The sequence below is a fragment of the Streptomyces sp. NPDC052064 genome (assembly GCF_055585925.1).
Map to the genome: position 1 here is coordinate 1 of NZ_JBVJJE010000001.1, position 26,807 is coordinate 26,807.

Consider the following 26,807-nt stretch of genomic DNA (forward strand, 5'->3'; position numbering starts at 1 on the left):
CCCACTGGTGAAGGGCATACCGCCGATCCGCTCCCGGCGCGGACGCCGCCGACGCAGGCCGGCAAAGCTCCACGCCGACAAGGGATACGACTACGCCCACCTGCGGCGATGGTTACGCGGACGCGGCATCAGGCACCGCATCGCCCGAAAAGGCATCGAGTCCTCCACCCGCCTGGGCCGCCACCGCTGGACCATCGAACGCACGATGTCCTGGCTCGCCGGATGCCGTCGACTCCACCGACGCTACGAACGCAAAGCCGAGCACTTCCTCGCCTTCACCAGCATCGCCTGCACCCTCATCTGCTACCGCCGACTCACCAAATGAGATGGTGTCTAAGACTCCACCGCCCGCGCGGGCACGCTCCCCGTGTCTTCGACCAGGGCTATGATCGCCAGAGTGGATGACACCCTGATACCCCGAGCTCTGACCAGCGAGGCGCAACTCCGAGAGTTGTACGCGGACCCCGGAGAGCGGGCGGTTCGCAAAGAACTCGACCACATCGACGAAATGTCGCGCCGCCTTATCGCGGTCTCGCCCGTGGTGTTCGTCGCCACCAGCGATGCCAATGGCCGCTGTGACGTGGCCCCTCGGGGCGGCACCCCCGGTTTCGTCACAGTCCTCGACGAGCGTCATGTAGTGATTCCGGACGCGACGGGGAACAATCGGCTGGACAGCTATCGCAACATCCTGGCCAACGGGCACGCCGGGCTCAACTTCGTCATCCCTGGCCGGGACACGACGCTTCGCGTCAACGGCGCAGCCTGGATCACGGCCGATGAAGATCTACTGGCGCGGCTGACCCCGATCGGCAAGCCGCCGAAAACTGCGCTGGTCGTGCGGACCGACGAAGTGTACGTCCACTGCGCTAAGGCGTTCGTCCGGTCGAAGTTCTGGCGCCCCGAGGCCTGGCCGCTCAAGGCGGAGCAGCCGACGCCGGCCGAGGTCGCTCTTGCTCATCAGCGCGACCCCAACTTGACGCTCGCCGAGGTCGAGCAGGATCAGCGTGACTCCCTCCTGCATCGACTGGCCTGATATCGGTCCGCCGCGGCGACATGCATCAAGTGTCGAGTCCTGGTTGCCGGGCCGTCCCTGGGCCGCCCGAAGCGAACCGACGTTTGAAAACGATGACAGTCGGTTCTGAGTGAGCAAGGCGCCTTCGCACCATCAAGCGCGCAGAACCCGGTACGTCAGGTGGGTGACGCCCGGAGAGTGGATCACGCATGCGGGTGCACACGGTGTGGGCGCCACCGGAGATCTGGATGTCGCCGCCGGCGATGCCCTGGCGTTCTCGCCGGCTCTCGATGTTCTCGACCCACTCGTGGATACGGAGCCCTCCATCACCTGAGAGGTTGCCGGGGGCGGCGACGGGCCCGGCTCTGCGCGTGGTGGCGGCGTGCCGCCGCCGCCAGCAGGGCCGCGCCCGCGCAGCCGACCAGGAGGGTTCCCCATTCAGGGACCTGGGCTGCCCGTAGGAGTCCTGCGACGCCGAAGCTCGTGTTCCAGCCGGCCTCCGTGATGGCGGAGCCGAAGCCCTGGATGGTCAGGATGGCGCCGAACAGCCAGAGCAGGCCCTGGCCTGAGTGGGTGTCGGAGGTCTTGAGCTGCTGTTGTGGCATGACAAGCCCTTCGGAGAGTTTTTCGATGCGATCGCATCACATCCTTCAGGGTCGACGGATATGATGCAAGTGCATCGGAAAAAGAGGTCGGAGAGGAGCGGCGCGTGCCCAAGCAGGTCGACTACGAGGAGCGGCGGCTGCGGATCGCGGAGGCGGTGTGCGCTCTGATCGCGCGTTCCGGGATGGAGGCCGTCAGCCTCCGGGACGTCGCCGCGGAGGCTGACGTGTCCATGGGGGCCGTGCAGCGGTGCTTCCGCACCAAGGAGGACATGCTGCTCTTCGCGCTGGAGCACATCTCACAACGCGTCAGCGAGCGCGCCAACCAGCGCATCGCCGCGACCTCCACCCCCCAGGCCGCGTCCACCCTGCTGTCGCACACCCTGGCCGAACTCGCCCTGCTGGGCGAGGAGTCGAGGGCCCAGGCGCATGTGTGGCTGGCCTTCGTCAGTCATGCTTCGACCAGCGAGGGGCTCGCCGCCGTCCTGCATGAGACGTACGGCAAGCTCCATGACCTCGTCGTGTGGCTCATCCGCTACGGCCAGGACAGCCAGGAGATCCCGCAGCACCTCGACGCCGCACAGGAGGCGCATACGCTCCTCGCCGTGGCCGACGGTCTCACCGTGCACGTTCTCGCGGGGCATCACTCACCGGAGACGGCGTCGGCCGTCCTTCAGCGCCACGTCGATCGCCTGCTGCCGTGAGCGTCCGTCCGAGGGATTTCATCACTTTCGCCCCGTAGGCACCTGTGTTCTACCGTGGATAAGGGTGGATAAGAACGACGCTGCTCATACCCCGCACCGATCATCGAGGTGACGGTCATGACGGAGACCACACAGCGCAGAAACACCGCTACTGGGACGGGACAGCAGGACGCGGGCACGACACCGCAGGGCCGCAGGGGAGACGGCGCCGCTCCCGCTGAGGCCCGGGGAAGCACCGCGATCGCGGACACGGTCGTGGCGAAGATCGCGGGCATGGCGGCCCGGGAGATCCCCGAGGTGCACAACCTCGGCGGAGGGATGACCAGGGCCTTCGGTGCGGTACGCCAGCGCGTGCCCGGGGGAGGCAGTGGGGTCACCCAGGGGGTGAAGGTGGAGGTCGGTGAGCGTCAGACCGCTGTCGACCTCGACGTGGTCGTCGAGTACGGCGCTGCCATCGCCGACACCGCCGCGGACATCCGGACCAACGTCGTCAACGCGGTGGAGCGGATGACCGGGCTGGAGGTCGTCGAGGTCAACATCGCCGTCGACGACGTTCATCTGCCGGACGAGGAGGAGGACGAGGGCGAGGGCGAGTCCCGGCAGGAGGGGCGGCGCGTGACCTGAGGCTCCGAGTCCGCTGCGGGCGACCGCATGAGCGTGGCATATCCGTCGGGCGGTTTTTGAACCACCGGGTGTGTCACGGCACCCCCGCCAGTCGCAGCAGTGCCGCCGTGCCCGCCGACGCCAGTACGACGACGAGGAACGGGGCCCTGCGCCAGGCGAGCACTCCGCCGGTCAGGACCCCGAGTGGTCGGGCGGGGCCGGCGAAGGCGTGGTCCTCGGTGAGGGCGGACGTGGCGGCCAGGGCGGCGAGCAGGAGGACCGCCGAGACCTCCAGCAGTTTCTCGGCGCGCTCCGGGAGCGTGAATCTCGCGCGCAGGGCCGGCCCGGAGAGGCGGAGCAGGAAGGTGCCGACTGCCAGGGCGAGCATCGCCGCCAGCGTCGGCAGCAGCGGCATGGCGGCAGCGGCGCTCATCGCATCGCCTCCTTTTTCGTCTTGGCGGCGGACAGGGGCAGGGCGGCCAGTGCCAGCAGGACCGGCAGGCCCGCCGGCAGGAACGGGGTGACGGTCAGGGCCACGGCCGCGCCGGCCAGGGCCGTGCGCCGCAGGGGCCTGTCCTTCAGCGCGGGCAGGAGCAGCGCAAGGATCACCGCGGGGAACATGGCGTCCAGGCCGAGGGCGTCGGTGTCCCGCACGACGCTGCCGAGCAGTGCGCCCAGCGCGGCGCCGACGGGCCAGCAGATCAGGATGCCCAGGCCGCAGAGCCGGTACGCGGCCCGCTTGCGCTCCGGCTCGTCCTGGGCGAGGACGAAGACGACCGTCTCGTCGTTCATGAGATGCGCGCCGAGCGCTCCGCGCCAGCCCCGCCCGAGGGCGTCGGGTACCGCGAGACCGAACGGCAGATGGCGCGCGTTGACGAGCAGCCCGGCCAGCAGCGCGGCGATCGGGCTGCCCCCGGCAGCGATGATCCCGACGAACAGGAACTCGGACGAGGCTGCGAGGACGAGCACCCCCGTCAGGACCGGGAACCACCAGGCGAACCCGGACGTGACCGCGACGGCGCCGTACGACAGGCCGACCACCCCCACCGCCATGCAGACCAGCGCGATGTCGCGGAGCAGCGGACCACCCAGTGGTCGACCACCCCCTGTTCGGCCACCCCGAGTTCGGCCAGCCCGTGTTCGGCCGTCCATTGTTCTCCATAACGAACGCATGATTTTTATAGTGAACACCTCTACGATGTACGTCAAGGCGAACGAAACGACCGCTGGAGCGAACACCCCATGCCCGACACCGGCCCCGCACCCAAGCCACCGATCGAAGTGATCGCCGCGTCACTGCGGGCCGAGCGCGTCCGGGCGGGGCTGTCCCTCACCGAGGTCGCCCGCCGGGCCGGGCTCGCCAAGTCCACGCTCTCCCAGCTGGAGTCGGGCACCGGGAATCCGAGTCTGGAGACGCTGTGGGCGCTCTGCGTGGCCCTGGAGATCCCCTTCTCGCGGCTTGTGGCCGTGCCGCGGCCGCAGGTGCAGGTGATCCGGGCGGGCGAAGGGCCGGCCGTCGGGTCCGAGCAGAGTGACTACCGGGCCACGCTGCTCAGCGCCGCCCCGCCCGGGGCCCGGCGGGACGTCTACAGCGTCGCCGCCGAGCCCGGGCCGCAGCGCTCCTCGGCGCCGCACCCGCCCGGAGTCGTCGAGCACGTCGTGATCGGCGCGGGCCGGGCCCTGGTGGGCATCGCCGACGAGCCGGTGGAACTCCACCCGGGCGACTACATCTGCTATCCGGCCGACGTCCCGCACGTGTTCCAGGCACTGGAGCCCGGCACTCGTGCGGTGCTCGTCTCCGAGCACCACTGAGCGTCCACGGCTTCCCGCCTCCTGTAAGCGTTTCCGGTCGAGCGTCGTGTCGTTCCGCCAGTATTGACGGCTACTCAGCTCGGTGCTTCCATCGCAGCTGTGAAAACGGTTTAACCGCCGGGGCTTCCGGCCCTCGGTCGACGCGGTCAACCCGAAGGAGACGGTGTTGTCATGCGCATGAGGATCACCGCGACGGTCCTGGCCGTCTGCGCCACACTCACCGTCGCGGCCGCGAGCCCCGCCCCGACGGTGAAAGCCGCACGCGTGATGGAGAACCTCGGCCGCGGCGTCGTGGCCGTGCGCTCCAGCAGCACCCAGGTCCTGGTCTCCTGGCGACTGCTGGGGCTCGACCCGGAGGGCATCGGGTTCAACGTGTACCGGTCCACGGCCGGCGGCGCGTACGTGAAGCTCAACTCCGGTGTGCTGACCGGCGGTACGAACTACACCGACTCCACCGCCGATCTCACGCGCTCCAACAGCTACCGCGTGACCCCGGTCGTCGGCGGCCAGGAGCAGGCGCCCAGCGGTGCGTTCACGCTGTCGGCCGGGCATGCCGTGGAGCCCGTGGTGCGCGTGCCGTTACGGCCCGGCGGGCCCGTGAAGTTCGTCTGGGTCGGCGACCTCGACGGCGACGGCGAGTACGACTATGTCGTCGACCGGCAGACCTCCCCGCAGAAGCTGGAGGCGTACAGCGGTGACGGTGACTTCCTCTGGGAGGTCGACCTGGGCCCGAACAGCCGGAACCAGGACAACATCGAGCCGGGGTCGTCCGCGATCGACCTGGGCCACTGGGACGGCGTCACGGTCTACGACTTCGACAGCGACGGCCGCGCGGAGGTCGCCCTGCGGATCGCCGACGGGGTCAGGTTCGGCGACGGGACGACCTGGACGCACGAGAACGACGCGCGGCAGTTCATGGCCGTACTCGACGGCCGGACCGGAGCACTCCGCAACTGGTCCGCCGTACCCACGACGTATCTGGCGGACGGCCCGATGGCCGCGCGCCTCGGGGTGGCGTATCTCAACGGCACCACGCCGAGCCTGGTCGCCTACATGAAGAACCGGCAAGGCGACGGGGCCTTCAACCTGATGATGGGCGCCTGGAAGTTCGACGGCGACTCGCTGGACCGCCAGTGGACGTGGCAGCGCGGCGGCCAGGACGCGCCCGACGGGCACAACACGCGTGCCGTCGACGTCGACGGCGACGGGACGGACGAGGTCGCCGAGATCGGGTTCGTGCTGGGCGGCAACGGCACGCTGCGCTACTCGATGGGGCCGAAGGGCATCGTCCACGGCGACCGCTTCCACATCGCGGACATGGATCCGAGCCGCCCGGGCCTGGAGGGCTACGGCGTGCAGCAGAACAACCCGAGCGGTCTGCTCGAGTATTACTACGACGCCGCGAACGGCAACGTGATCTGGCGGCACGGTGGTGGTCCCGGGGACGTCGGTCGTGGCATGGCGGGTGACGTCGACCCGCGCTTCCCCGGCATGGAGGTGTGGTCCTTCTCCGGTCTCTACAACGCGGCCGCCAACCGGCTCACCGAGCCGGACGCCTCGCTGCGCCCCTGGCCCCAGCTGGGTCTGTGGTGGGACGGGGACCTCACCATGGAGCTGCTCAACGACGGCAAGATCGAGAAGTGGGACCCGGCCCGCCCGACGCCGAGCGGCAGCCTGCCCCGGCTGGTCAGCACCTGGAACCACGGCGCGGTCAAGGCCGCCCAGGGCGGTCCCACCCTCGTCGGCGACCTCTTCGGCGACTGGCGCGAGGAGGCCGTGTACACCAACGCGTCCTACGACGAGCTGATCGTCTTCACGACGAACCAGCCGACGAGCCACCGGCTGTACACCCTGGCCCACAACCCCGCCTACCGGAACGCCATGACCTTCAAGGGCTACATGCAGTCCCACCACGTCGACTACTTCCTCGGGGCGGGTATGGCCCGGCCGCCCCGGCCGGACATCACGTACGCGCCGTGAGGGGTGCGGCCGGGTGCGGATCAGGCTGAGCGCTTGCGCGCGGTCGTCTTCTTCGCGGGCGTCTTCTTCGCGGTGCCCTTCGACGCGGTCTTCTTCGTGCCCTGGCCGGACTTGGCGGTCGACTTCTTCGCGGATGCCGCGGTCTTCTTGGCCGCCGTCTTCTTCGCGGTGGACGCCGACTTCTTGCCGCCGGTCTGCTTGGGCGCCGCGCGGGCCGTCTCGCGCTGCGGGAGCGACTTGACCTCGGCGTGCTCGCCGGCCTCCTCGCCGCGGGACTCGCGTGCCGCGCGGACGCTGCTCTCCAGGGCCGCCATCAGGTCGAGAACCTTGCCGCCCGTGGCCGGCTCGGGGGCCTGCGGCAGGGCCTCGCCGGCGGCCTTCGCGGCGATGACCTCCTCCACGGCCTCGCGGTACTCGTCGTGCAGGTCCTCCAGCTCGACCTCGCCCAGGGTGTCCATCAGCGCGTCGGCGAGGTCCAGCTCCTGGTCGCGGACCGTGACGTTCGTGTCGGGGGCCAGGCCCTCGGGGGCGCGGACCTCGTCCGGCCACAGCAGGCCGTGCATCGCGATGGCCTCGCCGACGACCCGGAGCATGCCCAGGCGTTCCCGGCCCCGCAGGGCGAACTTCGCGATCGCCACCTTGTTGCTGCGCTTGAGGGCCTCCCGCAGCAGGATGTACGGCTTCGCCGCCGGGGCGCCGCTCGCCTGAAGGTAGTACGCGGCATCCATCTGGAGCGGATCGATCCGCTCGGCCGGCACGAAGGCGACGATCTCGATCGTCTTGGCCGTGGGGAGGGGCAGCTGGGACAGGTCCTCGTCGGTGATCGGGATGATCGAGCCGTCCGCGTCCTCGTAGCCCTTGCCGATCTCCCCCTGGGTGACCTCGCGGTCCTCCAGCTCACAGAACTTGCGATAGCGGATGCGGCCGCCGTCCTCGGTGTGGATCTGGCGGAAGGAGATCGAGTGGCTCTCGGTGGCGTTCACCAGCTTGATCGGAATGCTGACCAGGCCGAAGGAGATGGCGCCGTTCCAAATGGATCTCACGTGCAGCACCCTTCCGGTCACGCTCGGGAGCGTTTGTCGCGATTCGCATGGGATTCTTATCGTATGGCGCCTATCACGGAGGTGGAGGGGCGACGGCTCCCGCTCAGCAATCTGGAGAAGGTGCTGTATCCCGCCACCGGCTTCACCAAGGGCGAGGTGCTGCACTACTACGCGACCGTCGCCGAGGTCCTGCTGCCCCACCTGCGTGATCGGGCGGTCTCCTTCCTGCGGTATCCGGACGGGCCGGACGGGCAGGTCTTCTTCACGAAGAACGTCCCGCCGGGTACGCCCGACTGGGTCACCACCGCCGAGGTACCGCGGGTCGAGGGGCCCTCGCGGATGGTCCTGGTGCAGGACCTGCCGAGCCTGATGTGGGCGGCCAACCTCGTCACGGAGTTCCACACCCACCAGTGGTTCGTCGACTCGCCGGACGAGGCCGACCGCATCGTCTTCGACCTGGATCCGGGAGCGCCCGCGAGCATCGTGCAGTGCTGCGAGGTCGCGCTGTGGCTACGGGAACGGCTCGCGGCGGACGGCATCGAGGCCTACGCCAAGACCTCCGGCTCCAAGGGGCTGCATCTGCTCGCCGCCGTGCGCGGAGCGTCCTCCGAGCGGGTGTCCGAGTACGCCAAGGAGCTGGCCGTCGAGGCGGAGAAGGCCATGCCCCGGCTCGCGCTGCACCGGATGACCAGGAACCTGCGCCCCGGGAAGGTCTTCGTCGACTGGAGCCAGAACGCCGCGCGCAAGACCACGGCGACCCCCTACACCCTTCGGGCCCGCCCCGAGCCGACCGTCTCGGCGCCCGTGGCCTGGGAGGAGGTCGAGGAGTGCGGCTCGCCCGGCCGTCTGGACTTCCACGCGACCGACATCGCACCTCGGGTGCAGGACTACGGGGATCTGCTCGCGCCGCTCCTCGACCCGGGCAGCGCAGGTCGGCTGCCCTAGCTGCGGTTGCCCTGGCTACGACTGCCCCGGCTACGGCCTGACGGCACGCGCTCGGCCAGGGGCCTGGCGGAACGCCCTCACACCCGCGTCCACGTGTTGCGGTCCCGTGCCATCGCGTGCAGGGCCTCCACGTCCGCCGGCTTCAGGACGCCGCCCTGGCGGGCCAGGGTCTGCAGCTCCAGGTCCGTGAGGACGCGGACCTCGCGCGGTGCGGCCGGGATCGACACGGCCGTCGGGCCGACCAGGGCGAGCACGGGGCGGACCTCCGCCGTCAGGGCGTAGGAGGCACGGTCGGCGTCGGCGCGGACGCGGCGGAGCAGGGCGGTCGGTTCGCGGCGGCCCAGGGTGACCATGGGGTCGGCGACCGTGACCCGCTGCTTTCGTGCGTACCGGGTGTGCAGGGCGAACAGCCCGCCGGGGCCGATCAGCAGGTGGTGGATACGGCTGCCGCCGGGGAGCGGGACGGAGTGCACGGCGTGCCAGCCCGCGCCGTCCAGGCGGTCCAGGGCGTCCCCGACCGTCTGCTCCGCCTCCAGGGCCCGGCGGCGCGGGTCGGGGCGCAGCCGGTGAGCCGGGCCGGGGTCGCGGTCGAGGGCGACGAGGAGGGCCTCGCCGGGGCGGTTCGGGGCCAGGTCGTCGTCGGGGTGCAGAGTCAGACGGGCGAGCTCGGCGGGGGTGGGGACCGGGGGCGGCCCGACCGTCACGGGGCCGGTGACGAAGGGCCCGAGGGCCCGGAGCACGTCGTCCTCACGGTCCTCGCCCAGCAGGTTGACCCGGCCCGCCTCACGGTCGTACCAGGCGATGTTCCTGCCGTCCGGGAGGCAGACGTACAGCCGTTCCTGGCCGTGCCGCCAGGTCGGTATGACGCGCAGTCCGTCCATGCACCATCACCCCAGTCCATGGGAACAGGCGGGGTGCTGCGGGGGCAAGAACCCGGTTACCTTTGAGAGGAGTTGGGCCTGCCCGGCGGATCAGGCCGCAGTGAGGGCGGAGTGCCTGGTCAACGCCGGTGAGCGTGGTCTGGTGCGGGTAGCTGCAAGGCGGAGGAGGGAGCCGACGCGGAGCGTCGGGGACCGACGACGACGCGGCAGATACGCGTGCCGGACCACACGTCTGCGGCACGATCCGCCGGGCAGGCCCTCGGGCGGTGATGCTGGGGAGGCGCCGTTGCGTACCCGCAGGAAACCCGATGTGCCGGCTCCGGAGAGTCCGTGGAGCGAGGTCGTCCCCGGGTTGTGGATGGGCGGCCATGAGTACGCCGGGGCCTTGGGCCATCCGGAGTTCGCCGTCGTACGGGACGAGTTCGACCTCGTGCAGACGCTGCTGCGGCTGCCGGGGCACGGGCCCGACGCGGACGTCCCGCACCACGTCTGGCCCATCCCCGACGGGCCGCTCGACGGGACGCAGCTCGCCGGCGTGATCCGGCTGGCCGAGGCGGCGTGCGAGGCGCTGGACGAGGGCCGCAAGGTCCTCGTCCGCTGTTACCACGGGTACAACCGCTCCGGCCTCGTCGTCGCGCACGCGCTGATGCGGCGGGGAAGCTCCGCTGACGCGGCGGTCCGGCTGATCCGGGACCGTCGTTCGCCCTGGGCGCTGCACAACGAGCTGTTCGTCGAGTACCTGCGGGCCGGGTTGGCGACGGCCCGGCTGCTGGAGGAGCTCACCGAGTAGGGCGGCCAACGGACTCCCTCGCGCCCAAATAGGACTTCCCCGCGAATAAGGTGTACGGGGCCGACGGTCGGTCCGAGCTGTGTGATCACCTTCGAACGGCAGGAGTGCAGTGCCCGTCAGCCGCCCGGTCAGCCGCGTCGACAGCCTTTCCGGTCGCCCCGAGGACCTTTCCGGTCGCTCGGCTGGCCTTTCCGGCCGCTCCTGTGACTTTTCCGGCCGCTCGGATCGCCCTTCCGACCGCTCGGGTGCCCCCTCCGGCTGCCCCGACGGCTTTTTCGGCCGTCCTGACAGCCTTTCTGGCCGCCTCGGAAGCCGCCTCGGCCGCCGGGGATGCCTGCTGGACCGACCGGGAAGCCGCCCGGGCCTCCTGGGATACCTGCTGGACCGACTGGGACGCCGCCTCGACCGCCCGGAAACCCTGCCGGACCAACCAGTGAGCAGCATCAGGCACCCGGGAACTGAGCCGGACCACCCCGAAAACCCGCCGGACCACCCAGGAAACCCCCTCGGGCACCCCGGAAGCCTGCCGGACCGACCGGGAAGCAGCCTCGGCCGCTACGGAGGCCTGCCCGGTCGCGTCGGAAACCCGACCGCCCGCGCCGAAACGCCGCCCGGCCGTCTCGGAAAACCGCCGGCCCGCTTCGGAAACCCGCCCGGCATCGCAGGAAGCCGCCGCCGGGGGCCCGGAAGAGTCGCCCGTCGTGCCGCCGCCGTCGCTCTCCTGCTGGCGGCCGCCGTCGGCTGCGGAGACGCAGGTGGGCTGGAGGGCTCAGGTGCGACGCCGACGGCCGTCGGGCCGGCCCGGCTCTGGCCGGAGCTGACGCCGGCGTCCAGTCCGGCCTTCGAGATCGGTGAGGTGAACACCGAGGTGATCAAGGGCGTCAAGGTCGCCGCCGACGACATCCGCCGGGTGGACCCGGTCGGGGTCGTCCGGGCCGAAATCGCCGCGAGCCCCGGCGACTACGACGGCGACAAGGCGCCCTACCGCGACACGAACCGCCGGATGGCCGACTGCGGCAGGGGCCCGGAACACGGCCGGTGCCCGGTTCTCAGGCCGTACTATCGGGACCTGACCGGCGACGGGCGCGACGACCTGACGCTGGGCTTCCGGCTGCTGCCCGGCAAGACCACCGCGGTGCGCGTCTACACCGTCGAGAAGCACCGGCTCGTGCAGGTGATGGCCTGGGAGGACGCGCTGAGCGGCGTCGAGCTGGCCGGGCGTTCCCTCGTCATCCGCTCGCCGTCCGAGGTCGCGGGCTACGAGTACCGTCTCCAGTGGACCTGGGACCCGGACCAGCGGGCCATGCTCCTCACCCAGGACGAGATGCTGCGCACCGGCCCGCGGAGGCACTCCCGGCAGCCCTCCGCCGCCCCCTCCCTCTCCCCTTCGGCGAGCACCGGATGAGACCCACGCTCCCCCAGTGGTCCGGAACGCTCGCCGCGAAGGCCGCCGCCTTCATCACCGTGATGTGCTGCGCGCTGGCCGCCCTGCTCGGCGTCCTGGTGCACGTGCAGGTGACGAACCAGACCGTCGACCAGGCCCGCGACCAGGCGTTGCAGCGGCTGACGCAGGCGACGGAGCGGTACGAGGCCGGGGACACGCTCAAGCGTGGCGCCGGCGTGGATCCCCCGGGCCTGCCCCGGTCGCTGCGGAACCTGGCGGTCGGCGGGGATCGCGGCACGATGGTCGCCGACTTCCAGGGGCGCCCCATGATGTGGGCGGCCGGACCCGCCGACGGCGGCCGGGCCCTGGCCGTGGCGGTCGACTACTCGCAGCAGGCCAGCACCATCCAGGGCCTGGACCGGGCGATCCTGTGGTCCTCGGCGCTGGCGATCGGAGCGACGCTGCTGGTCGGCGCGTTCGCGGTGACGCGGGTGACGCGGCGGCTGCGCACCACGGCGCTGGTGGCCCGGCGGATCAGCGCGGGCGACCTGGACGCGCGCGTGAACGACCCCCGGACCGACCCGCTCAGGAAGGACCCTGCGCGCCCGCAGGACGAGGTGGCCGCGGTCGCCGCCGCGCTGGACTCCATGGCGTCGTCGTTGCAGGGCAAACTGCTCGCCGAGCAGCGGTTCACCGCGGATGTGGCGCACGAGCTGCGCACCCCGCTGACCGGGCTGCACGCGGCGGCCGAACTGCTGCCGCCCGGCCGGCCGACCGAGCTGGTGCGGGACCGGGTGGCGGCACTGCGCACCCTCACCGAGGACCTGCTGGAGATCTCCCGGCTGGACACGGGCCGGGAGCGGCTGGAGCTGGACACCGAGCAGTTGGGGCCGCTGGCCGAGCGGGTGGTGCGGGGCGCGGGGAGCGACACGGAGGTCCGTGTCGTACGGGATGTGGCCGTGGAGACGGATCGGCGGCGGTTGGAACGGGTGTTGGGGAATCTCGTGGCGAACGCGCACAGGCACGGGCGGGGGCCGGTCGTGCTGACCGTGGACGGGCCGGTGGTCACCGTTCGGGATCACGGAGACGGTTTTCCGGAGTATCTGGTGGCGCACGGTCCGCAGCGGTTCCGCACGGAGGGCGGGACCAAGGGGCATGGGCTGGGGCTGACCATCGCGTCGGGGCAGGCCGAGGTGCTGGGGGCGCGGCTGGAGTTCGTCAACGCCCCGGACGGTGGAGCTGTGGCGACCCTGAAACTGGCGCCGGAGTGAGAGCCCGGGGCGCGTTCTCCTATGGCCCACTGTGACGGGCGGGGGCCGGAGGCCGCTCCTAATGTGGCGATCAGTCAGCTTCGGCACCTTCGCCCCCACATGGAGGTGACCCCGTGTCGCTGCGCTCCCGCATCTCCATAACAACCGCCGCCGGGCTCCTCGCCGCCGCGGCCGCCGTCACGCCCGCCGCCGCGCACGACGACTTGGGCCCGAGCGGCGGCAACGGGACCCGCCACGACCCGGACCTCGCCCAGGGCGTCGTCACGGCGAACACGCTGGCGCTGCGCAGTGCCCCGAACCGCGGCTCGCAGATCATCCGATACGCCCACAAGGGCGACGTCGTCAGCATCTTCTGCAAGACCGGCGGCGAGACCGTCCAGGGCAACCCCCTCTGGTACCTCCTCACGGACGGCACCTGGGCCTGGGGCGCGGCCCGCTACATCGACAACATCGGACCCGCGCCACGCTGGTGCTGACATTCGGTCAGCCAAAGGCGCACAAGACGCACTGTTTGGGTAAGTTCCGGACATGAGTAAGGCCGGAATCACCGTGGCGACGGCGGACCCGCCCGCCCCCGCCGTCCGCCGCCTCCCCCGGCGCCGTGGCGTCGAACTCGCTCTCATCGTCCTGGCCGTACTGCTGTCCGTGTACGGCTACTGCGCCGTCGGCCTCGCCCAGCACGGCACCCTCCCGCCCGGTGCCGCAGGCTACGGCGCCGGGCTCGGCGTGCTCGCGTTGCTGGCACATCTGGCCGTGCGCCTGCGGGCCCCGCACGCCGACCCGCTCCTCCTGCCCATCGGCGTGCTGCTCAACGGTCTCGGCCTGGTGCTCATCTACCGGCTCGATCTGGAGACCCCGGGCGACCGGGCGGCACCGGCCCAGCTGATCTGGTCGACTCTCGGCGTGGCACTGTTCATCCTGGTCGTCCTGCTGCTGCGGGACCACAGAGTGCTCCAGCGTTACACCTACGTCTGTGTCGTCGCCGCGCTCGTGCTGCTCACCCTGCCGATCCTGTTCCCCGCGGTGAACGGCGCCCGCATCTGGATCCGGATCGCCGGGTTCTCCATCCAGCCGGGCGAGTTCGCGAAGGTGCTCCTGGCGGTGTTCTTCGCCGCGTACCTGGCCGCGAACCGCAACGCCCTCGCCTACACCGGCCGCCGCATCTGGAAGCTCCAGCTGCCCACCGGCCGGGTCCTCGGCCCGATCGCCGCCGTCTGGCTGGTGAGCGTCGGGGTCCTGGTCCTGGAGCGGGACCTCGGGACATCGCTGCTCTTCTTCGGCCTGTTCGTCGTCCTGCTCTACGTCGCCACCGGCCGCACCGGCTGGATCGCCGTCGGTCTGCTGCTGGCCGCGCTGGGGGCGGTCGCCGTCGGGCGGCTGGAGCCGCACGTGCACAGCAGGATCGAGACGTGGCTGCACCCGTTCGCTTCGATCGAGGCGGGCGAAGGCCCGAACCAGCTCGCCCAGTCCCTGTTCGCCTTCGCGGAGGGCGGCATGCTCGGCACCGGTCTCGGGCTCGGTCACTCGGTCCTCATCGGCTTCGCCGTGAAGTCGGACTTCATCCTGGCCACGGCCGGCGAGGAACTCGGCCTGGCAGGACTGTCCGCGATCTTCCTCCTCTACGGCCTGCTGGTGGAGCGCGGCTACCGGGCCGGCCTCGCGCTGCGCGAGCCCTTCGGGCGGCTGCTCGCCGTCGGACTCGCCTCGCTCGTGGCGCTCCAGGTGTTCGTGATCGCGGGCGGAGTGACCGGCCTGATCCCGCTGACCGGCATGGCGATGCCGTTCCTGGCGCAGGGCGGCTCGTCGGTGGTGACCAACTGGGCGATCGTGGCGCTGCTGGTCCGCGTCAGCGACTCGGCACGCCGTCAGTACGACGGGCAGGGCCCCCGGTGACGCGGCACATCCGGCACGCCGGCGTCTTCTGCGCCGTGCTGCTGGTGGCGCTGCTGCTGAACGCCGCCCGCGTCCAGGTCGTCCAGGCCCCCGAGTACGACCGCAACCCCGCCAACCGCCGCCCCGACATCGCCCGTTACGAGGAGCCGCGCGGCGACATCCTGGTCGGCGGTCGGCCGGTCACCGGCTCGAAGGACACCCGCGAGCACCTGCGCTACGAACGGACCTACACCGACGGCCCGTTGTACGCGCCGGTCACCGGTTTCGCCTCCCAGCTGTACGGAACGACGCTCCTGGAGCAGGCCGAGGACGGCATCCTGTCCGGCACGGACCCGTTGCTCGCGCCGTTCCCGCTGTGGAACGACTTCACGCGGGCACGGAACTCCGGCGGGGACGTCGTCACGACTCTCGACCCGGCCGCGCAGCAGGCGGCCTACAAGGGACTCGCCGGGCTCAAGGGCGCGGTCGCGGCGCTGGAACCGTCGACCGGCCGGATCCTGGCCCTGGCGTCCCGCCCGTCCTACGACCCTCAGCCGCTGTCCGGGAACGGTTCGGCGGCGGCCCGGGCCTGGACACGGCTCACCTCGGACAAGGACCGGCCGATGCTCAACCGGGCGGTACGGCAGACGTATCCGCCGGGCTCGACTTTCAAGGTCGTCACCGCGGCCGCCGCGCTGGACGCCGGCGCGGTCAGGGACCTCGACGCGCCGACGGACTCCCCCGACCCGTACACCCTGCCCGGGACGCGGACACGCCTGACGAACGCGTCCCGGGGCTGCCGGGACGCCTCCGTGCGCAAGGCCTTCACCCTCTCCTGCAACACGGTGTTCGCCAAGCTCGGCGTGGAGGTGGGTGTGACGGACATGACGGCCACGGCCCACGCCTTCGGCTTCAACAACCCGGCGCTGCGCATTCCCTTCCCGGCAGCCCGGTCCACCTTCGACACCTCGCTCGACAAGGCCCAGCTCGGCCTGTCGTCGATCGGCCAGTACAACACCCGGGCCACACCGCTCCAGATGGCGATGGTCGCGGCGGCCGTCGCCAACGGCGGTCAGCTACGGGAGCCGTACCTGGTGGAACGCACGACACGACCGGGCGGCAGCACCCTCGCGACATCCGGCTCGCGCGCGGTCCGCCAGGCGATGTACCCCTCGACCGCGGTCCGGCTGCGCGCGCTGATGCGGGAGGTGGTCGAGAAGGGCACCGGACGCCGGGCCGCGATCCGGGGCGCCAAGGTGGGCGGCAAGACCGGCACCGCCCAGCACGGCCGTGGCAACTCCGGCATGCCGTACGCCTGGTTCATCTCCTGGGCACAGGGCGACCGCGACCTGGCACCGAGGGTGGCGGTCGCGGTGGTCGTGGAGGACGCGGAGGCGGAGCGCCGGGACATCAGCGGGGGCGGCGACGCGGCGCCGATCGCGCGGGCGGTGATGGAGGCGGTGCTCAAAGCCCGGGACCGGCTGCCCGGTTCATGAGACGGGACCGTACCGGCATGCATCCGCTCCAGGTCGGAGTCGCCCAGCTCAGGGACGCCCTGGCGCACGCGGGGTAGACGCCGGGTCAACAAGTCGCGCGCAGGGGATTGACGAGCTTGCTGACAGGTAGTCTCATAAGGGGAACAGTGACGTGTGCACAACGAGGTGGGCAGCCATGACGACCCTGACCGAAGCCGACGCGCTCGACGGCCTGCGCGATGCCCTGGGCCTGCTCAAGGACCGGGAGCAGGTGGCCCAGCGGCTGCTCGACTCCTCCGCCAAGCACTCCTTCGACCCGGACAAGGAACTGGACTGGGACGCGCCCTTCGAGGAGGGCAAGTGGTTCTGGCCGCCGGAGCTGGTGTCCCTCTACGACACGCCGCTCTGGAAGCGGATGAGCGAGGAGCAGCGGATCCTGCTCTCCCAGCACGAGGCGGCGGCGCTGGCCTCGCTCGGCATCTGGTTCGAGATCATCCTCATGCAGCTGCTGGTCCGGCACATCTACGACAAGGCGGCGACGAGCGCGCACGTGCGCTACGCGCTCACCGAGATCGAGGACGAGTGCCGGCACTCCAAGATGTTCGCCCGCCTGATATCCCACGGCGGCACGCCCTGGTACCCGGTCAGCCGCGCGCACCAGCATCTGGGCCGCCTGTTCAAGACCATCTCCACCACGCCCGGTTCCTTCACGGCCACGCTGCTCGGCGAGGAGGTCCTCGACTGGATGCAGCGCCTGACGTTCCCCGACGAGCGGGTCCAGCCCCTCATCCGCGGCGTCACCCGCATCCACGTCGTGGAGGAGGCCCGCCACGTCCGCTACGCCCGCGAGGAACTCCGCCGCCAGATGGTGACGGCCCCGAAGTGGTCCCAGGAGTTCACCCGCGTCACCTCCGGGGAGTTCGCCCGGGTGTTCTCCGTGGCGTTCGTGAACCCCGACGTCTACACGAACGTGGGCCTGGACAAGCGGGAGGCTCTCGCCCAGGTACGGGCGAGCGGGCATCGCCGCGAGGTCATGCAGAACGGATCCAGGCGGCTGACGGACTTCCTTGACGACATCGGGGTGTTGCGGGGCGTCGGGCGGCGGCTGTGGAAGGCGTCGGGGCTGCTGGCCTAGGGCATACCCGGGTCAGATCATGTCCATGCGGGGTGGCTACTGTCCTCCTTGAACTCGTCACCCTCCGTGGCCACCAAGGAGATCATCACAGCATGTCCCCCCACACCACCAGCCTCGTACCGCTGCCTCGTCTCAAGGTCGCTGCCCTCGGGGTCACGACCGCTCTCGCCCTGACCGCGTGCGGCGGCCAGGCCGCCTCGGACTCCGGCGCCGATGACACCCCGCAGGGTGTGGTCAGCGAGGCCGCCGCCAAGAAGATCGCCGATCACTACGAGGAGGTCAACAACAAGGCCAACGCGGCGCAGGACGAGAAGCTCCTGGGGACGGTCGAGGCGGGTCAGGTCTACGCGATGGACAAGGCCACCTACACCCTCTTCGAGAACTGGCCGAAGAAGGAGCAGAAGGCCTACGCCAAGCCCTTCTCCTACCAGGACCGCGAGTACGTCATCCCCGAGAAGGGCACGGCCACCTGGTTCGCCGTCCAGGCCAAGTCCAGCGAGAACAGCAAGAACAGCGTGCTGCTGGTCTTCGACAAGGTGGGCGGCACCTACAAGATGGTGCTGTCCCTGTGGACCGACGGCGAAGAGCCCCCGAAGCCGGCCCTCGACCGCCACGGTCTCGCCGAGGCCGTCGACCCCGGCACCAAGGTCGGCATGCTCGCCCCCTCCGAGGTCGGCGCCGCCTACGAGGACTTCCTCGAGACCGGCGGCAAGAAGGAGGGCAAGGCCCTGACCGTCACGAAGCCGGTCGAGAACGCCAAGCAGACCTACCAGCGGAGCAGCACCGAGGGCGCGGCCGACGGCAAGGCCACCGAGAAGTTCTTCACCAAGCCCCCGGCCGACCCGAGCGTGTACGCCCTGCGTACCGCCGACGGCGGCGTACTCGCCCTGTTCCCGGCCGCCCACAAGCAGGAATCCCTGCTGAAGGAGGCCTACCGCTCCAATGCGGCACTCGTCCCCAACGACGAACAGTCCGCTCTCGGCGCCACCAGGGGCGTCCTCATCACCGACGTGTTCGAGGGCCAGGGCCTGGCCGAACTGACCCCGAAGGCCGCCAGGATCACCGCCGTCGACTTCCAGCACGTCGACGCCCGCTAGCAGGCGGCCCGGCCCCACTCGGGCACGCGGTGTCGGGGATGTCCGCCCGCAGCGGTTGGCGCGTCACCGGACGGTCAGCCGGTACGCAACCCCATCGCGCCGTTCCGAGGACGGACATCCCCCGACGCGGCCCCGACCCACCCACCGGGCAGGCCCAGACGCGCACCCCCGCCGAAGCAGCCACCCGCCGCCGCGGGCACCCCGCTCCACCGCCGGAGGCATCCGCTACGCAGCCCCCCGGCCCCCCGATTACCCTGCGAGTCATGACACCAGCCGCCCCCACCCCCGCCTACCGGCGACTCAGCGTCGAGGAACGCCGCAGTCAGCTCCTCACTTCCGCGCTGAACCTCTTCGCGCACCGCGCCCCGGAGGACGTGTCCCTGGACGACGTGGCGGAGGCGGCCGGGGTCTCGCGGCCCCTGGTCTACCGGTACTTCCCGGGCGGCAAGCAGCAGCTGTACGAGGCCGCCCTCCGCTCCGCCGCCGACGAGCTCCAGAACTGCTTCGACGAACCCCGCGAGGGCTCCCTGCTCCCCCGGCTGTCCCGCGCCCTCGACCGCTACCTCGCCTTCGTCGACCAGCACGACGCCGGCTTCAGCGCCCTCCTCCAGGGCGGCAGCGTCGTCGAGACCTCGCGTACGACCGCCATCGTCGACGGCGTACGCCGCGCCGCCGCCGAGCACATCTTCCGGCACCTGGAGGTCACCGGGCCCGGCCGGCGACTGCGGATGACCGTCCGGATGTGGATCACCGCCGTCGAGGCGTCGTCGCTCATCTGGCTCGACGAGGACAAGCAGCCTCCCGCCGAGGAGCTGCGCGACTGGCTCGTCGAGCAGTTCGTGGCCATGCTGTCGGTGACCGCCCGCCGCGACCCGCAGACCGACGCCCTGGTCCTGGCCCTCGCCGAGGATGTCTGACACTGGTCCCGTGAAGAGCGAAGACACCCCCTTCGAGGGCGGCCCCATGGACGGCAGGGTCCTGCCCGTCCTGCTCGGCATCACCGGCCACCCGCCCAAGACGTACCGCATCCCCGTCCCGGACGCCGCCGGCGGCCCGCCCACCGTCCTGGTCTACCGCCGCGTGCCCCGGGCACAGGGAAGGGTCGGACTGACCCACCGCTGGAAGTACGAGTACGCCCCCGAGGGCGCACCGACCCGCCGGTTCAACTGGCCCTGGTCGAAGCCAGACGCCACGCCGCCCGGCAAGCGGGACGACGCCGACGGGTGACCTTTTTGCGCCGAACCGCGCACACCCACCGCGCGCACCTCGCGCACACGCCTGATCCTCACGAGTGTCCGGTGGCCAAAGGGCCGCCCTCACACCGGAGGTGATGGCATGTCAGGACGACTCGTGCGGCTGGTCTGCATCGCGGCGACGGCGGCAACAACCGTCCTCGCCCCCACCCCCGCCACGGCGGTCCCGGAGCCCGGCCCCGCCCAGGACCCCGCCTCCGTCGCCGGCCTCCTGACAGACCTTCAGCGGCTGTACCGGAAGGCCGAAGAGGCCACCGAGGCCTACAACGCCACCGAGGAGAGGCTGAAGAAGCAGCGCGCCGAGACCGACCGCCTGGACCTCGCCCTCGCCCGTGCCCGGCTCACCCTGCACGACAGCCGGGGCGCGGCCGGCCGACTGGCCCGGCAGCAGTACCAGAGCAGCACCGACATTTCCCCGTACGTCCGCCTGCTCCTGGCCCGCGACCCGCAGCACGCGATCGACCAGGGCCATGTGATCGGCCGGCTGGCGCGGGAGCGGGCCGAGACCGTCGGCCGGCTGACCGGCGCTGAGCGGAAGGCCCAGGAGCTGGCCCGCAAGGCCCGCAAGGCCCTCGACCGGCAGCTCGCCCTCACCGAGCGGCGGAAGAAGGAACGGGACGAGGTACGCGAACGGCTCCACGACGTCGAGGAACTGCTCGTCTCCCTCGACCGCGACCAGCTCACCGCCCTCGCCGCGTTCGAGAAGAACGGGATCGAGCGGGCACAGCAGAAGTTCGTGGCGTCCGGCGCGCTCAGCAGCAGCAGCGGCGGCGGCAGCAGCGGCGTCCTCAACCCGTCGGCCGGGGGCGACCGTGCCGTGCGCTACGCCGTGCGGCAGCTCGGCAAGCCCTACGAGTGGGGCGCGGAGGGCCCGAAGTCGTACGACTGCTCGGGCCTGACCTCGCAGGCCTGGGCGGAGGCCGGGACACCCATCCCGCGGACCAGCCAGGAGCAGTGGAAACGGCTGAAGCGGGTCCCGCTCACCGAGCTGCGGCCGGGAGACCTGGTCGTGTACTTCCCCGAGGCCACGCACGTGGCGCTGTACCTCGGCGACGGCATGGTCGTACAGGCACCCCGGCCGGGCGCGAGGGTGAAGGTGTCACCGATCGCGGCCAACCCGGTCCTGGGCGCCGTACGCCCGGACCCGGACGAGGAGCCCCTGCGGCGGTACGAGCCACCGGAGCTCCCCGACGGGGCCACGGACGGGTCGGACGAGGGATACGACGGGGAAGGGGCCTACGCGGCGCCCGCGCCGGACACCTCGACCAGGTAGGCCTGCGTCTTCTCCGGGTCGTAGAAGAAGTTCTCGAAGTCGGCCGGGTCGTTGAAACCGTTGGCGAACCGGTCGGCGACCGGCTGGAGCTCGCCGGCGGCGCCGATCAGGTTCAGGATGTGCTCCGGCGGCGGCCCGAGCATCGCGTTGGTCCACTTGGTGACGTGCTGGGCGGTGGCCCAGTAGCGGTCGAAGGTGGCCCGCATCCACTCCTCGTCGAACGGCTTGTCGCCGCGCTCGACGATGGAGGAGAGGTAGGCGGCCGCGCACTTCGACGCGGAGTTGGAGCCCTGGCCGGTGATCGGGTCGTTCGCCACGACGACGTCTGCCACACCCAGCACGAGCCCGCCACCGGGGAGGCGGCCGACGGGGTTGCGGACGGTGGGGGCGTAGCGGCCGGCCAGCGTGCCGCCCGCGTCGGTCAGCTCGACCTTGGTGGCCCGCGCGTACTCCCAGGGGACGTACCGCTCCATGAGTTCCAGGGTCAGGGAGAGGTGCTCCGCCGGGTCCTTGACGCCGTTGAAGACGTCGAGCGGGCCGCCGGGTATGCCCTCCCAGAACAGGATGTCGGCGCGGCCGGAGGTGGTCAGGCAGGGCATGACGAACAGTTCGCCGACGCCCGGCACGAGGTTGCAGCGGACCCCTTCGGTGCCGGGGTGCTCGGGGCGCGGGCCCAGGCCGTGGACGTACGACACGGCCAGCGCGCGCTGCGGCTCGCTGTAGGGCGAACGCTCCGGGTCCCGGCCGAACATCTGCACCAGTTCGCCCTTGCCGGCCGCGACGAGCACCAGGTCGTACGTGCGGGAGAAGTAGTCGAGGTCGCCGACGGCCGCGCCGTGGATGACGAGCTGCCCGCCGCGCTGGGCGAACGTCTCCATCCAGCCGGCCATCTTCACGCGCTGGTCGATCGACTGCGCGTACCCGTCGAGCTTGCCGAGCCAGTCGATCGCACGTGCCGCGGGACCCTCGGCCCAGGAGCCGGGGGCGGCGACCGAGACGCCGAGTCCTTCGATCTTCGGGGCCTGGGACTCCCAGAAGTTCAGCTGGAGATCGCGTTCGTGCTGCAGGGCCGTGTGGAACATGCACTGCGTGGACATGACCCGGCCGGTGCGGATCTCGTCCGCCGTCCGGTTGGACATCAGGGTGACCTCGTACCCCTGTGACTGGAGGCCGAGAGCGATCTGGAGCCCGGACTGACCGGCTCCGACGACGAGTATCTTCCGCATGCGGGCTGTCCTCTACTCGGGGGTTTCGTCGAGCGCGTGGCCCACCAGGGCCAGGAGGGTCTCGATCACGGAGATCCGGCGACGCGCGTCCATGATCATGACAGGTATGTGTCGCGGGATGGTCAGGGCCTCCCGCACATCCTCCGGCTCGAACAGCTCGCTGCCGTCGAAGTGGTTGACCGCGACCACGTACGGCAGCCCGGAGCTCTCGAAGTAGTCCAGGACCGGGAAGCAGTCCTTCAGGCGGCGGGTGTCGGCCAGGACGACGGCGCCGATCGCGCCGCGCACGATGTCGTCCCACATGAACCAGAACCGCTGCTGGCCCGGCGTGCCGAACAGGTAGAGCACCAGGTCGTCGTCGAGCGTGATGCGCCCGAAGTCCATGGCGACCGTGGTGGTGGTCTTGCCCGGCGTGGCGGTGAGGTCGTCGGTCGCCTCGCTCGCCTCGGTCATCAGCGCCTCGGTCTGCAGGGGCGTGATCTCCGAGACGGCGGTGACCAGCGTGGTCTTGCCCACGCCGAAGCCGCCTGCCACCACGATCTTCGTGGCTATGGGGGCACGGGTGCGGTCCGTCTCCCAGGCGTGCATGCTCTCGCCGGGCTGGACGAACGGGGATGAACCAACGACGCCGTGAGCGGCGTCAGAGACGACGGAGTCCACTCAGCACCCTTTCCAGCAGAGCTCGGTCCGGGCGGCCCGTGCCGTGGCCGGTGCCCGTTCCGTACACACGGATCTTTCCCTGGTCCGCGAGGTCGCTGAGGAGCACGCGGACCACGCCGAGCGGCATCTTCAGCAGCGCGGCGATCTCGGCCACCGTACGCATCCGGCGGCACAGTTCGACGATGGCCCGTAGCTCCGGCATCACGCGGGTGGACAGGGAACCGTTCGTCAGTTCCTTGCGCTCCTCCGGGGCGTCCAGCGCGGCCGTGCTCGCCACGAACGTCTCCACCAGGAGGACGTGGCCGAAGCGGGTACGGCCGCCGGTGAGCGAGTAGGGGCGGACCCGGGCGGGTTTGCGGTCACCGCCGCGGACCGGGAGTTGCTGCCTGGGCGTACTGCTCATCGTGCACTCCCCGTGGTCTGGGAATCCTCCAGGGATTTTCGGAGTTCGTTGCGGAGTTCGGGCGTCAGGACGTGGCCGGCGCGGCCCACGAACAGAGCCATGTGGTACGCCACCACGCTCATGTCGCAGTCCGCGGAGCCGTGGACGCCGAGCAGCGAGCCGTCGCTGATGGACATCACGAACAGGCTGCCCTCGTCCATCGCGACCATCGTGTGCCGGATCCCGCCGAAGTCCATCAGCTTGGCGGCGCCGATGGTGAGGCTGCCGATGCCGGAGACGATGGTGGCCAGGTCGGCGGCGGAGCCGCGCGGGCCCGTCTTCTTGATCCCGCGGGCCTGAAGCGCCTGCCGGGCCTGATGGTTGCGGTCGGCGTCGGAGGACAGCAGGAGCAGTCCGTCGGACGAGACGACCGCGACCGAGAGGATGCCGGGTACCTCCTCGACGAGGTTGGTCAGCAGCCAGTGCAGGTTGCGGGCCTCACTGCTCAGTCCGATCAGTCCGAAGGTACTGGGAGCGGTCAACTGCTTGCCTCCTCGACTGTGCCCCCCGTGGCTTCTTCGGATTCAGCTGGTTCTGATGCGCCGGTGTCCGGCCGCTTGTGCGAGGCCGTCCGTTCGGCGATTTCCGCCTCCACGTCGCGGTAGCCGGCCTGGGCGCCCTGGCGGAAGCCGCCGAGTCGGCGGCGAAGGGCTTCGGCGTCCACGGAGCCGCTGCGCTGGCGTGGTGCGGTGGTCGGGGCGGTGATCTTCGGGGTGCGCTTGGGGAGGCCCTTGTCGGTGACGCGTTCGTGTTCGACGTCGGCCTCGGCTTCGCCTTCGGCGTCGCGGTTCTCGCCCGCACCCCCCGTGCGGGTTCCGTGGTCCGGTGCGGGTGGCCCCTGTGGGGCGGACTCGCCGCCGGTGGCAGCGGGTTCGTGCTGCGTCGGCTCCGGCTCCGCATGGGACGCCGGGAGCAGCAGCTCCATCGTGGTCTCGGCAGGGGTTTCCGCCGGTGCCACCGGTACGGTTTCCTCCGGTATATCCGGTTCCGCCGGTTCCGGATGCTCCGCGGCCTCCGTGTGCTCCGCGGCCTCCGTGTGCTCTACGGACTCCGCCGCCGCCTCCTCGCGCCGTACCGCGTTCTCCGCCAGCGCCACCAGCGGGTCCCCGTTGCTCGCGCGGCCGTGCAGGACGTTGGAGTTGGCCTCGGCGTCGGCACCGGGGAACGCGACGGTGTGAGTGGTGCCGGAGAGAGGGCCGGAGGCCGGGACGGCCGCGGGCGGGGCCGCCGCCAGCAGGGTGCGGGGCAGGACGACGACCGCCGCGACACCGCCCTGCTTCTGCTCGCGCAACTGCACGCGCACACCGTGCCGGTGGGCGAGGCGGGCCACGACGTACAGGCCGAGGCCGAGGCCGTCCTCGCCCTCCTGGTCGTACGGCGCCTCCGGGTCGAAGTCGGCCAGGCGGGAGTTCAGGCGCTCCAACCGGTCTTCGGTCATGCCGATGCCCTCGTCCTGGACCGAGAGCATGACCTCGCCGTTCTCCAGCAGCCAGCCGGAGATCTCGACGGGCAGGTCGGGCGGCGAGAACGAGGTGGCGTTCTCCAGGAGTTCGGCCAGCAGGTGGGACAGGTCGTCCGCGGCGAACCCGGCGATGTGCGCGTGCGGCGGCAGCGCGGCGATCCGGACCCGCTCGTACCGCTCGATCTCGCTCACCGCGGCGCGGACGACGTCCACGAGCGGCACGGGCCCGGCGGCGTGCTGAACGTGCTCGGTACCGGCGAGGACGAGGAGGTTCTCGCTGTGCCGGCGCATGACCGTGGCGAAGTGGTCGAGCTTGAACAGCGTGGCGAGGCGGTCCGGGTCCTGCTCGCGCTCCTCCAGGTTCTCGATGACGGCCAGTTGCCGCTCTACCAGGCCGAGGGTGCGCAGCGCGAGGTTGACGAACGTACCGCCGATGGCCGTACGCAGCCGCTCCAGCTGGGCGGCCGACTCGGCGAGTTCACCGCGCAGTTCCTCGCGCGCGTCGGCCATCTTCTGGCGCTGGCCGACGAGGTGCTTGCGGTCGGACTCCAGCGTGGCGATCCGCTCGTTGAGGGCGACGGCGTGCGCGTGCAGGGCGTTGACGGAGCGGACGACCTGGGCGAACTCGTCGTCGCGGCCGGTGAACTTGACGGGTTCCTCGGCCGTCGGAACCTCCGCCTCGGCCAAGCGCTTCGAGCCCAGGCGCAGGACGGCGAGGGGGCGCGTGAGGCTGCGGGCCATGCCCGTGGCGACGCCGACGGCGAGCAGCATCAGGGCGCCGAGGACGGCGATGCGGATCTCCAGCGCGGTGACGTCGTCGTCGCGCAGCACCTCGAGGTCCTTGGTGCGCCGGTCGTAGAGGGCGGACTCCACGCCTCGCATCAGGTCGATGCGGGCGGAGAGGGCCGCGTCCAGCTTCCTGGCGTTGGTGGAGAGTTCGCCGCTGGAGAGGTTCGGCTGGTCGGTGAGCGTGGCGAGGTACCTCTCGGCGGAGTTGACCTCGGTGCCGGTGACCGTGTTGTCGAAGGAGGTACGGGCCGGCTTGGGCGCGGTGTCGCGGAAGTCGGCCAGGGCAGCGTCGGATCGCAGCCGGGCCTGCTGGGCGGCGGCGCTCAGGGCGTCGCGCTGCCGGGCGTCGGCGTCCGAGGAGGTCTCGGCCGGCAGGCCGGTGACCGGGTCGATGACCGTCTCGGTGCCGCGCGGCACGCTGAGGGCGGCGAGCAGCAGCCCCCGGGCCGCGGCGGCCTGCTGCACGGCGGAGTCCAGTTCGGCCAGGGCGTGTCCGCCGGAGCCCGCGCGGGGCGGCGTCTGCTGCGCCAGTTGCTCGGCGAGCCGGTGGAGTTCGGTGATGGCGGTGGAGTACGCCTGGTGCGCTTCGAGGGCGCTGCTCTTGCCGGTGAGGGCGGCCCGGCGTACGGCCGCGATCTCGTCGAGGTCGGAGCGGAGCGAGGCGGGCGTGTCGGTGTCGGCGCGCAGCTCCTCGACCTGCCGGTCCACGCGGGCGCTGCGCTGCTCGGAGGGCGCCTTGGACTTGGGGCGGCCGGCCGCGATGTAGGAGGTGACGTCGTCACGCTCGTCGGCGAGGGAGTGCGCGAGCCCGAGGGCGTCCTGCGTCTGCTCGGCGAGCGTCACCAGCTCCTGCGAGTCGTGGAGTTGCCCGGAGGCGGCGAGGACGGACGGGGTGCCCGCACCGGCGATGGCCGCGGCTACCACGGCCACGGCGACGATGAGCCGGTTGCGTACATGGGTGGAGCGGCCCTTGCCGGTGGGGGGTGTCGGCTCAGCGCCCTGAACGGGGGCCGTCTGCTTGCCTGTGCGACGAGGCCGCGTCTTCTGCACCGGTGCTCGCATTCCTGACTCGTGAACTCCTGGGCCCGGATGACGC

The 26,807-nt window shown here is 71.2% G+C and carries 28 protein-coding genes; 18 read left to right on the forward strand and 10 right to left on the reverse strand.

Annotated features, from left to right (window positions below):
* Together ACZ6TU_RS00005 and ACZ6TU_RS00010 are read left to right on the forward strand one after the other, a co-directional pair.
* Window positions 1-325, forward strand: a 325-nt coding sequence (locus ACZ6TU_RS00005; RefSeq protein WP_469545510.1) for a transposase, incomplete at its 5' end; no start/stop codon positions are given.
* Window positions 326-385: 60 nt separating this feature from the next.
* Window positions 386-1,033, forward strand: a complete 648-nt coding sequence (locus ACZ6TU_RS00010; RefSeq protein WP_037688430.1) for an MSMEG_1061 family FMN-dependent PPOX-type flavoprotein — start codon at window positions 386-388, stop codon at window positions 1,031-1,033.
* Between the two features lie 305 nt (window positions 1,034-1,338).
* On the opposite strand, the gene ACZ6TU_RS00015 is transcribed toward ACZ6TU_RS00010, so the two are convergent.
* Window positions 1,339-1,617 carry a hypothetical protein gene (locus ACZ6TU_RS00015; protein ID WP_467679072.1) on the reverse strand — a complete coding sequence of 93 codons (279 nt, stop codon included), beginning with the start codon at window positions 1,615-1,617 and terminating at the stop codon, window positions 1,339-1,341.
* A 104-nt stretch (window positions 1,618-1,721) separates the two neighbouring features.
* Here ACZ6TU_RS00015 and ACZ6TU_RS00020 point away from each other — a divergent pair, with 104 nt between their 5' ends.
* A complete protein-coding gene (locus ACZ6TU_RS00020; protein ID WP_467679071.1) occupies window positions 1,722-2,318 on the forward strand; it encodes a TetR/AcrR family transcriptional regulator in 597 nt (198 codons plus the stop codon).
* A gap of 117 nt (window positions 2,319-2,435) precedes the next feature.
* Window positions 2,436-2,942: an Asp23/Gls24 family envelope stress response protein gene (locus tag ACZ6TU_RS00025; protein WP_467679069.1), complete on the forward strand. Its 507-nt coding sequence runs from the start codon at window positions 2,436-2,438 to the stop codon at window positions 2,940-2,942.
* 73 nt (window positions 2,943-3,015) lie between these two features.
* Here the strand turns inward: ACZ6TU_RS00025 and ACZ6TU_RS00030 are convergent, their stop codons facing one another.
* Together ACZ6TU_RS00030 and ACZ6TU_RS00035 are read right to left on the reverse strand one after the other, a co-directional pair.
* On the reverse strand, window positions 3,016-3,354 hold the full coding sequence (locus ACZ6TU_RS00030; protein ID WP_467679067.1) for an AzlD domain-containing protein: 339 nt from the start codon (window positions 3,352-3,354) through the stop codon (window positions 3,016-3,018).
* On the reverse strand, window positions 3,351-3,974 hold the full coding sequence (locus ACZ6TU_RS00035; RefSeq protein ID WP_469545516.1) for an AzlC family ABC transporter permease: 624 nt from the start codon (window positions 3,972-3,974) through the stop codon (window positions 3,351-3,353). The genes ACZ6TU_RS00030 and ACZ6TU_RS00035 overlap by 4 nt, the downstream gene beginning before the upstream one ends.
* Window positions 3,975-4,163: 189 nt before the next feature.
* On the opposite strand from ACZ6TU_RS00035, the gene ACZ6TU_RS00040 reads away from it, so the two are divergent.
* Both ACZ6TU_RS00040 and ACZ6TU_RS00045 read left to right on the forward strand, forming a co-directional pair.
* Entirely contained in the window at window positions 4,164-4,733 is a 570-nt protein-coding gene (locus ACZ6TU_RS00040) for a helix-turn-helix domain-containing protein (RefSeq protein ID WP_467679064.1), read from the forward strand.
* Between the two features lie 171 nt (window positions 4,734-4,904).
* Complete coding sequence (locus ACZ6TU_RS00045) at window positions 4,905-6,713, forward strand: rhamnogalacturonan lyase family protein (protein ID WP_469545522.1); 1,809 nt, start codon at window positions 4,905-4,907, stop codon at window positions 6,711-6,713.
* A gap of 20 nt (window positions 6,714-6,733) precedes the next feature.
* Here the strand turns inward: ACZ6TU_RS00045 and ku are convergent, their stop codons facing one another.
* The gene (ku, locus tag ACZ6TU_RS00050; RefSeq protein WP_467679060.1) at window positions 6,734-7,756 is read right to left on the reverse strand and encodes a non-homologous end joining protein Ku; all 1,023 of its coding nucleotides are present in this window, start codon (window positions 7,754-7,756) and stop codon (window positions 6,734-6,736) included.
* 63 nt (window positions 7,757-7,819) lie between these two features.
* On the opposite strand from ku, the gene ligD reads away from it, so the two are divergent.
* Window positions 7,820-8,701 (forward strand): non-homologous end-joining DNA ligase, encoded by an 882-nt coding sequence (gene ligD / locus ACZ6TU_RS00055; protein ID WP_469545525.1) that lies wholly within the window; start codon window positions 7,820-7,822, stop codon window positions 8,699-8,701.
* Window positions 8,702-8,778: 77 nt separating this feature from the next.
* Here the strand turns inward: ligD and ACZ6TU_RS00060 are convergent, their stop codons facing one another.
* Complete coding sequence (locus tag ACZ6TU_RS00060; RefSeq protein WP_469545527.1) at window positions 8,779-9,582, reverse strand: nuclease-related domain-containing protein; 804 nt, start codon at window positions 9,580-9,582, stop codon at window positions 8,779-8,781.
* Window positions 9,583-9,868: 286 nt separating this feature from the next.
* Here ACZ6TU_RS00060 and ACZ6TU_RS00065 point away from each other — a divergent pair, with 286 nt between their 5' ends.
* From ACZ6TU_RS00065 to ACZ6TU_RS00115, 11 genes are all read left to right on the forward strand, one after another.
* The gene (locus ACZ6TU_RS00065) at window positions 9,869-10,372 is read left to right on the forward strand and encodes a protein-tyrosine phosphatase family protein (protein WP_469545532.1); all 504 of its coding nucleotides are present in this window, start codon (window positions 9,869-9,871) and stop codon (window positions 10,370-10,372) included.
* Between the two features lie 658 nt (window positions 10,373-11,030).
* Window positions 11,031-11,777: a hypothetical protein gene (locus tag ACZ6TU_RS00070; protein ID WP_467679090.1), complete on the forward strand. Its 747-nt coding sequence runs from the start codon at window positions 11,031-11,033 to the stop codon at window positions 11,775-11,777.
* Window positions 11,774-13,027, forward strand: coding sequence for an ATP-binding protein (locus ACZ6TU_RS00075; RefSeq protein WP_467679053.1), 1,254 nt, complete (start codon window positions 11,774-11,776; stop codon window positions 13,025-13,027). The genes ACZ6TU_RS00070 and ACZ6TU_RS00075 overlap by 4 nt, the downstream gene beginning before the upstream one ends.
* A gap of 113 nt (window positions 13,028-13,140) precedes the next feature.
* Window positions 13,141-13,503 (forward strand): SH3 domain-containing protein, encoded by a 363-nt coding sequence (locus ACZ6TU_RS00080; RefSeq protein WP_467679051.1) that lies wholly within the window; start codon window positions 13,141-13,143, stop codon window positions 13,501-13,503.
* Window positions 13,504-13,555: 52 nt separating this feature from the next.
* Window positions 13,556-14,920, forward strand: a complete 1,365-nt coding sequence (locus ACZ6TU_RS00085) for an FtsW/RodA/SpoVE family cell cycle protein (protein WP_467679049.1) — start codon at window positions 13,556-13,558, stop codon at window positions 14,918-14,920.
* Entirely contained in the window at window positions 14,917-16,395 is a 1,479-nt protein-coding gene (locus ACZ6TU_RS00090; RefSeq protein WP_469545537.1) for a penicillin-binding transpeptidase domain-containing protein, read from the forward strand. Before ACZ6TU_RS00085 ends, ACZ6TU_RS00090 begins: the two co-directional genes overlap by 4 nt.
* A 175-nt stretch (window positions 16,396-16,570) precedes the next feature.
* The gene (locus ACZ6TU_RS00095; RefSeq protein WP_467679046.1) at window positions 16,571-17,509 is read left to right on the forward strand and encodes an AurF N-oxygenase family protein; all 939 of its coding nucleotides are present in this window, start codon (window positions 16,571-16,573) and stop codon (window positions 17,507-17,509) included.
* A gap of 92 nt (window positions 17,510-17,601) precedes the next feature.
* On the forward strand, window positions 17,602-18,606 hold the full coding sequence (locus ACZ6TU_RS00100; protein WP_469545542.1) for a DUF8094 domain-containing protein: 1,005 nt from the start codon (window positions 17,602-17,604) through the stop codon (window positions 18,604-18,606).
* A 263-nt stretch (window positions 18,607-18,869) separates the two neighbouring features.
* Window positions 18,870-19,523, forward strand: a complete 654-nt coding sequence (locus ACZ6TU_RS00105) for a TetR/AcrR family transcriptional regulator (protein WP_467679043.1) — start codon at window positions 18,870-18,872, stop codon at window positions 19,521-19,523.
* A gap of 10 nt (window positions 19,524-19,533) precedes the next feature.
* The gene (locus tag ACZ6TU_RS00110) at window positions 19,534-19,833 is read left to right on the forward strand and encodes a hypothetical protein (protein WP_467679041.1); all 300 of its coding nucleotides are present in this window, start codon (window positions 19,534-19,536) and stop codon (window positions 19,831-19,833) included.
* Between the two features lie 108 nt (window positions 19,834-19,941).
* Window positions 19,942-21,132: a C40 family peptidase gene (locus ACZ6TU_RS00115; RefSeq protein ID WP_469545546.1), complete on the forward strand. Its 1,191-nt coding sequence runs from the start codon at window positions 19,942-19,944 to the stop codon at window positions 21,130-21,132.
* Here the strand turns inward: ACZ6TU_RS00115 and ACZ6TU_RS00120 are convergent.
* Genes ACZ6TU_RS00120 through ACZ6TU_RS00140 form a run of 5 tightly spaced genes read right to left on the reverse strand, consistent with a single transcriptional unit; the run spans window position 21,096 to window position 26,773 of the window.
* A complete protein-coding gene (locus tag ACZ6TU_RS00120) occupies window positions 21,096-22,358 on the reverse strand; it encodes a styrene monooxygenase/indole monooxygenase family protein (RefSeq protein WP_469545549.1) in 1,263 nt (420 codons plus the stop codon). The genes ACZ6TU_RS00115 and ACZ6TU_RS00120 overlap by 37 nt on opposite strands.
* Before the next feature lie 12 nt (window positions 22,359-22,370).
* Window positions 22,371-23,018, reverse strand: coding sequence for a GTP-binding protein (locus ACZ6TU_RS00125; RefSeq protein WP_467679036.1), 648 nt, complete (start codon window positions 23,016-23,018; stop codon window positions 22,371-22,373).
* The gene (locus tag ACZ6TU_RS00130) at window positions 22,999-23,421 is read right to left on the reverse strand and encodes a DUF742 domain-containing protein (protein ID WP_338783068.1); all 423 of its coding nucleotides are present in this window, start codon (window positions 23,419-23,421) and stop codon (window positions 22,999-23,001) included. Before ACZ6TU_RS00130 ends, ACZ6TU_RS00125 begins: the two co-directional genes overlap by 20 nt.
* On the reverse strand, window positions 23,418-23,942 hold the full coding sequence (locus ACZ6TU_RS00135; protein WP_467679034.1) for a roadblock/LC7 domain-containing protein: 525 nt from the start codon (window positions 23,940-23,942) through the stop codon (window positions 23,418-23,420). The genes ACZ6TU_RS00130 and ACZ6TU_RS00135 overlap by 4 nt, the downstream gene beginning before the upstream one ends.
* Window positions 23,939-26,773, reverse strand: a complete 2,835-nt coding sequence (locus ACZ6TU_RS00140) for a sensor histidine kinase (protein ID WP_467679032.1) — start codon at window positions 26,771-26,773, stop codon at window positions 23,939-23,941. The genes ACZ6TU_RS00135 and ACZ6TU_RS00140 overlap by 4 nt, the downstream gene beginning before the upstream one ends.
* Between the last annotated feature and the right edge of the window lie 34 nt (window positions 26,774-26,807).

Bases quoted from the DNA above. Each gene is read 5' to 3' on its own strand.
- ACZ6TU_RS00010 (WP_037688430.1), top strand. From the start codon at position 386: ATGATCGCCAGAGTGGATGACACCCTGATACCCCGAGCTCTGACCAGC.
- ACZ6TU_RS00015 (WP_467679072.1), bottom strand. From the start codon at position 1,617: ATGCCACAACAGCAGCTCAAGACCTCCGACACCCACTCAGGCCAGGGC.
- ACZ6TU_RS00025 (WP_467679069.1), top strand. From the start codon at position 2,436: ATGACGGAGACCACACAGCGCAGAAACACCGCTACTGGGACGGGACAG.
- ACZ6TU_RS00030 (WP_467679067.1), bottom strand. From the start codon at position 3,354: ATGAGCGCCGCTGCCGCCATGCCGCTGCTGCCGACGCTGGCGGCGATG.
- ACZ6TU_RS00035 (WP_469545516.1), bottom strand. From the start codon at position 3,974: ATGGCGGTGGGGGTGGTCGGCCTGTCGTACGGCGCCGTCGCGGTCACG.
- ACZ6TU_RS00040 (WP_467679064.1), top strand. From the start codon at position 4,164: ATGCCCGACACCGGCCCCGCACCCAAGCCACCGATCGAAGTGATCGCC.
- ACZ6TU_RS00045 (WP_469545522.1), top strand. From the start codon at position 4,905: ATGCGCATGAGGATCACCGCGACGGTCCTGGCCGTCTGCGCCACACTC.
- ligD (WP_469545525.1), top strand. From the start codon at position 7,820: ATGGCGCCTATCACGGAGGTGGAGGGGCGACGGCTCCCGCTCAGCAAT.
- ACZ6TU_RS00060 (WP_469545527.1), bottom strand. From the start codon at position 9,582: ATGGACGGACTGCGCGTCATACCGACCTGGCGGCACGGCCAGGAACGG.
- ACZ6TU_RS00075 (WP_467679053.1), top strand. From the start codon at position 11,774: ATGAGACCCACGCTCCCCCAGTGGTCCGGAACGCTCGCCGCGAAGGCC.
- ACZ6TU_RS00085 (WP_467679049.1), top strand. From the start codon at position 13,556: ATGAGTAAGGCCGGAATCACCGTGGCGACGGCGGACCCGCCCGCCCCC.
- ACZ6TU_RS00095 (WP_467679046.1), top strand. From the start codon at position 16,571: ATGACGACCCTGACCGAAGCCGACGCGCTCGACGGCCTGCGCGATGCC.
- ACZ6TU_RS00100 (WP_469545542.1), top strand. From the start codon at position 17,602: ATGTCCCCCCACACCACCAGCCTCGTACCGCTGCCTCGTCTCAAGGTC.
- ACZ6TU_RS00105 (WP_467679043.1), top strand. From the start codon at position 18,870: ATGACACCAGCCGCCCCCACCCCCGCCTACCGGCGACTCAGCGTCGAG.
- ACZ6TU_RS00115 (WP_469545546.1), top strand. From the start codon at position 19,942: ATGTCAGGACGACTCGTGCGGCTGGTCTGCATCGCGGCGACGGCGGCA.
- ACZ6TU_RS00120 (WP_469545549.1), bottom strand. From the start codon at position 22,358: ATGCGGAAGATACTCGTCGTCGGAGCCGGTCAGTCCGGGCTCCAGATC.
- ACZ6TU_RS00130 (WP_338783068.1), bottom strand. From the start codon at position 23,421: ATGAGCAGTACGCCCAGGCAGCAACTCCCGGTCCGCGGCGGTGACCGC.
- ACZ6TU_RS00140 (WP_467679032.1), bottom strand. From the start codon at position 26,773: ATGCGAGCACCGGTGCAGAAGACGCGGCCTCGTCGCACAGGCAAGCAG.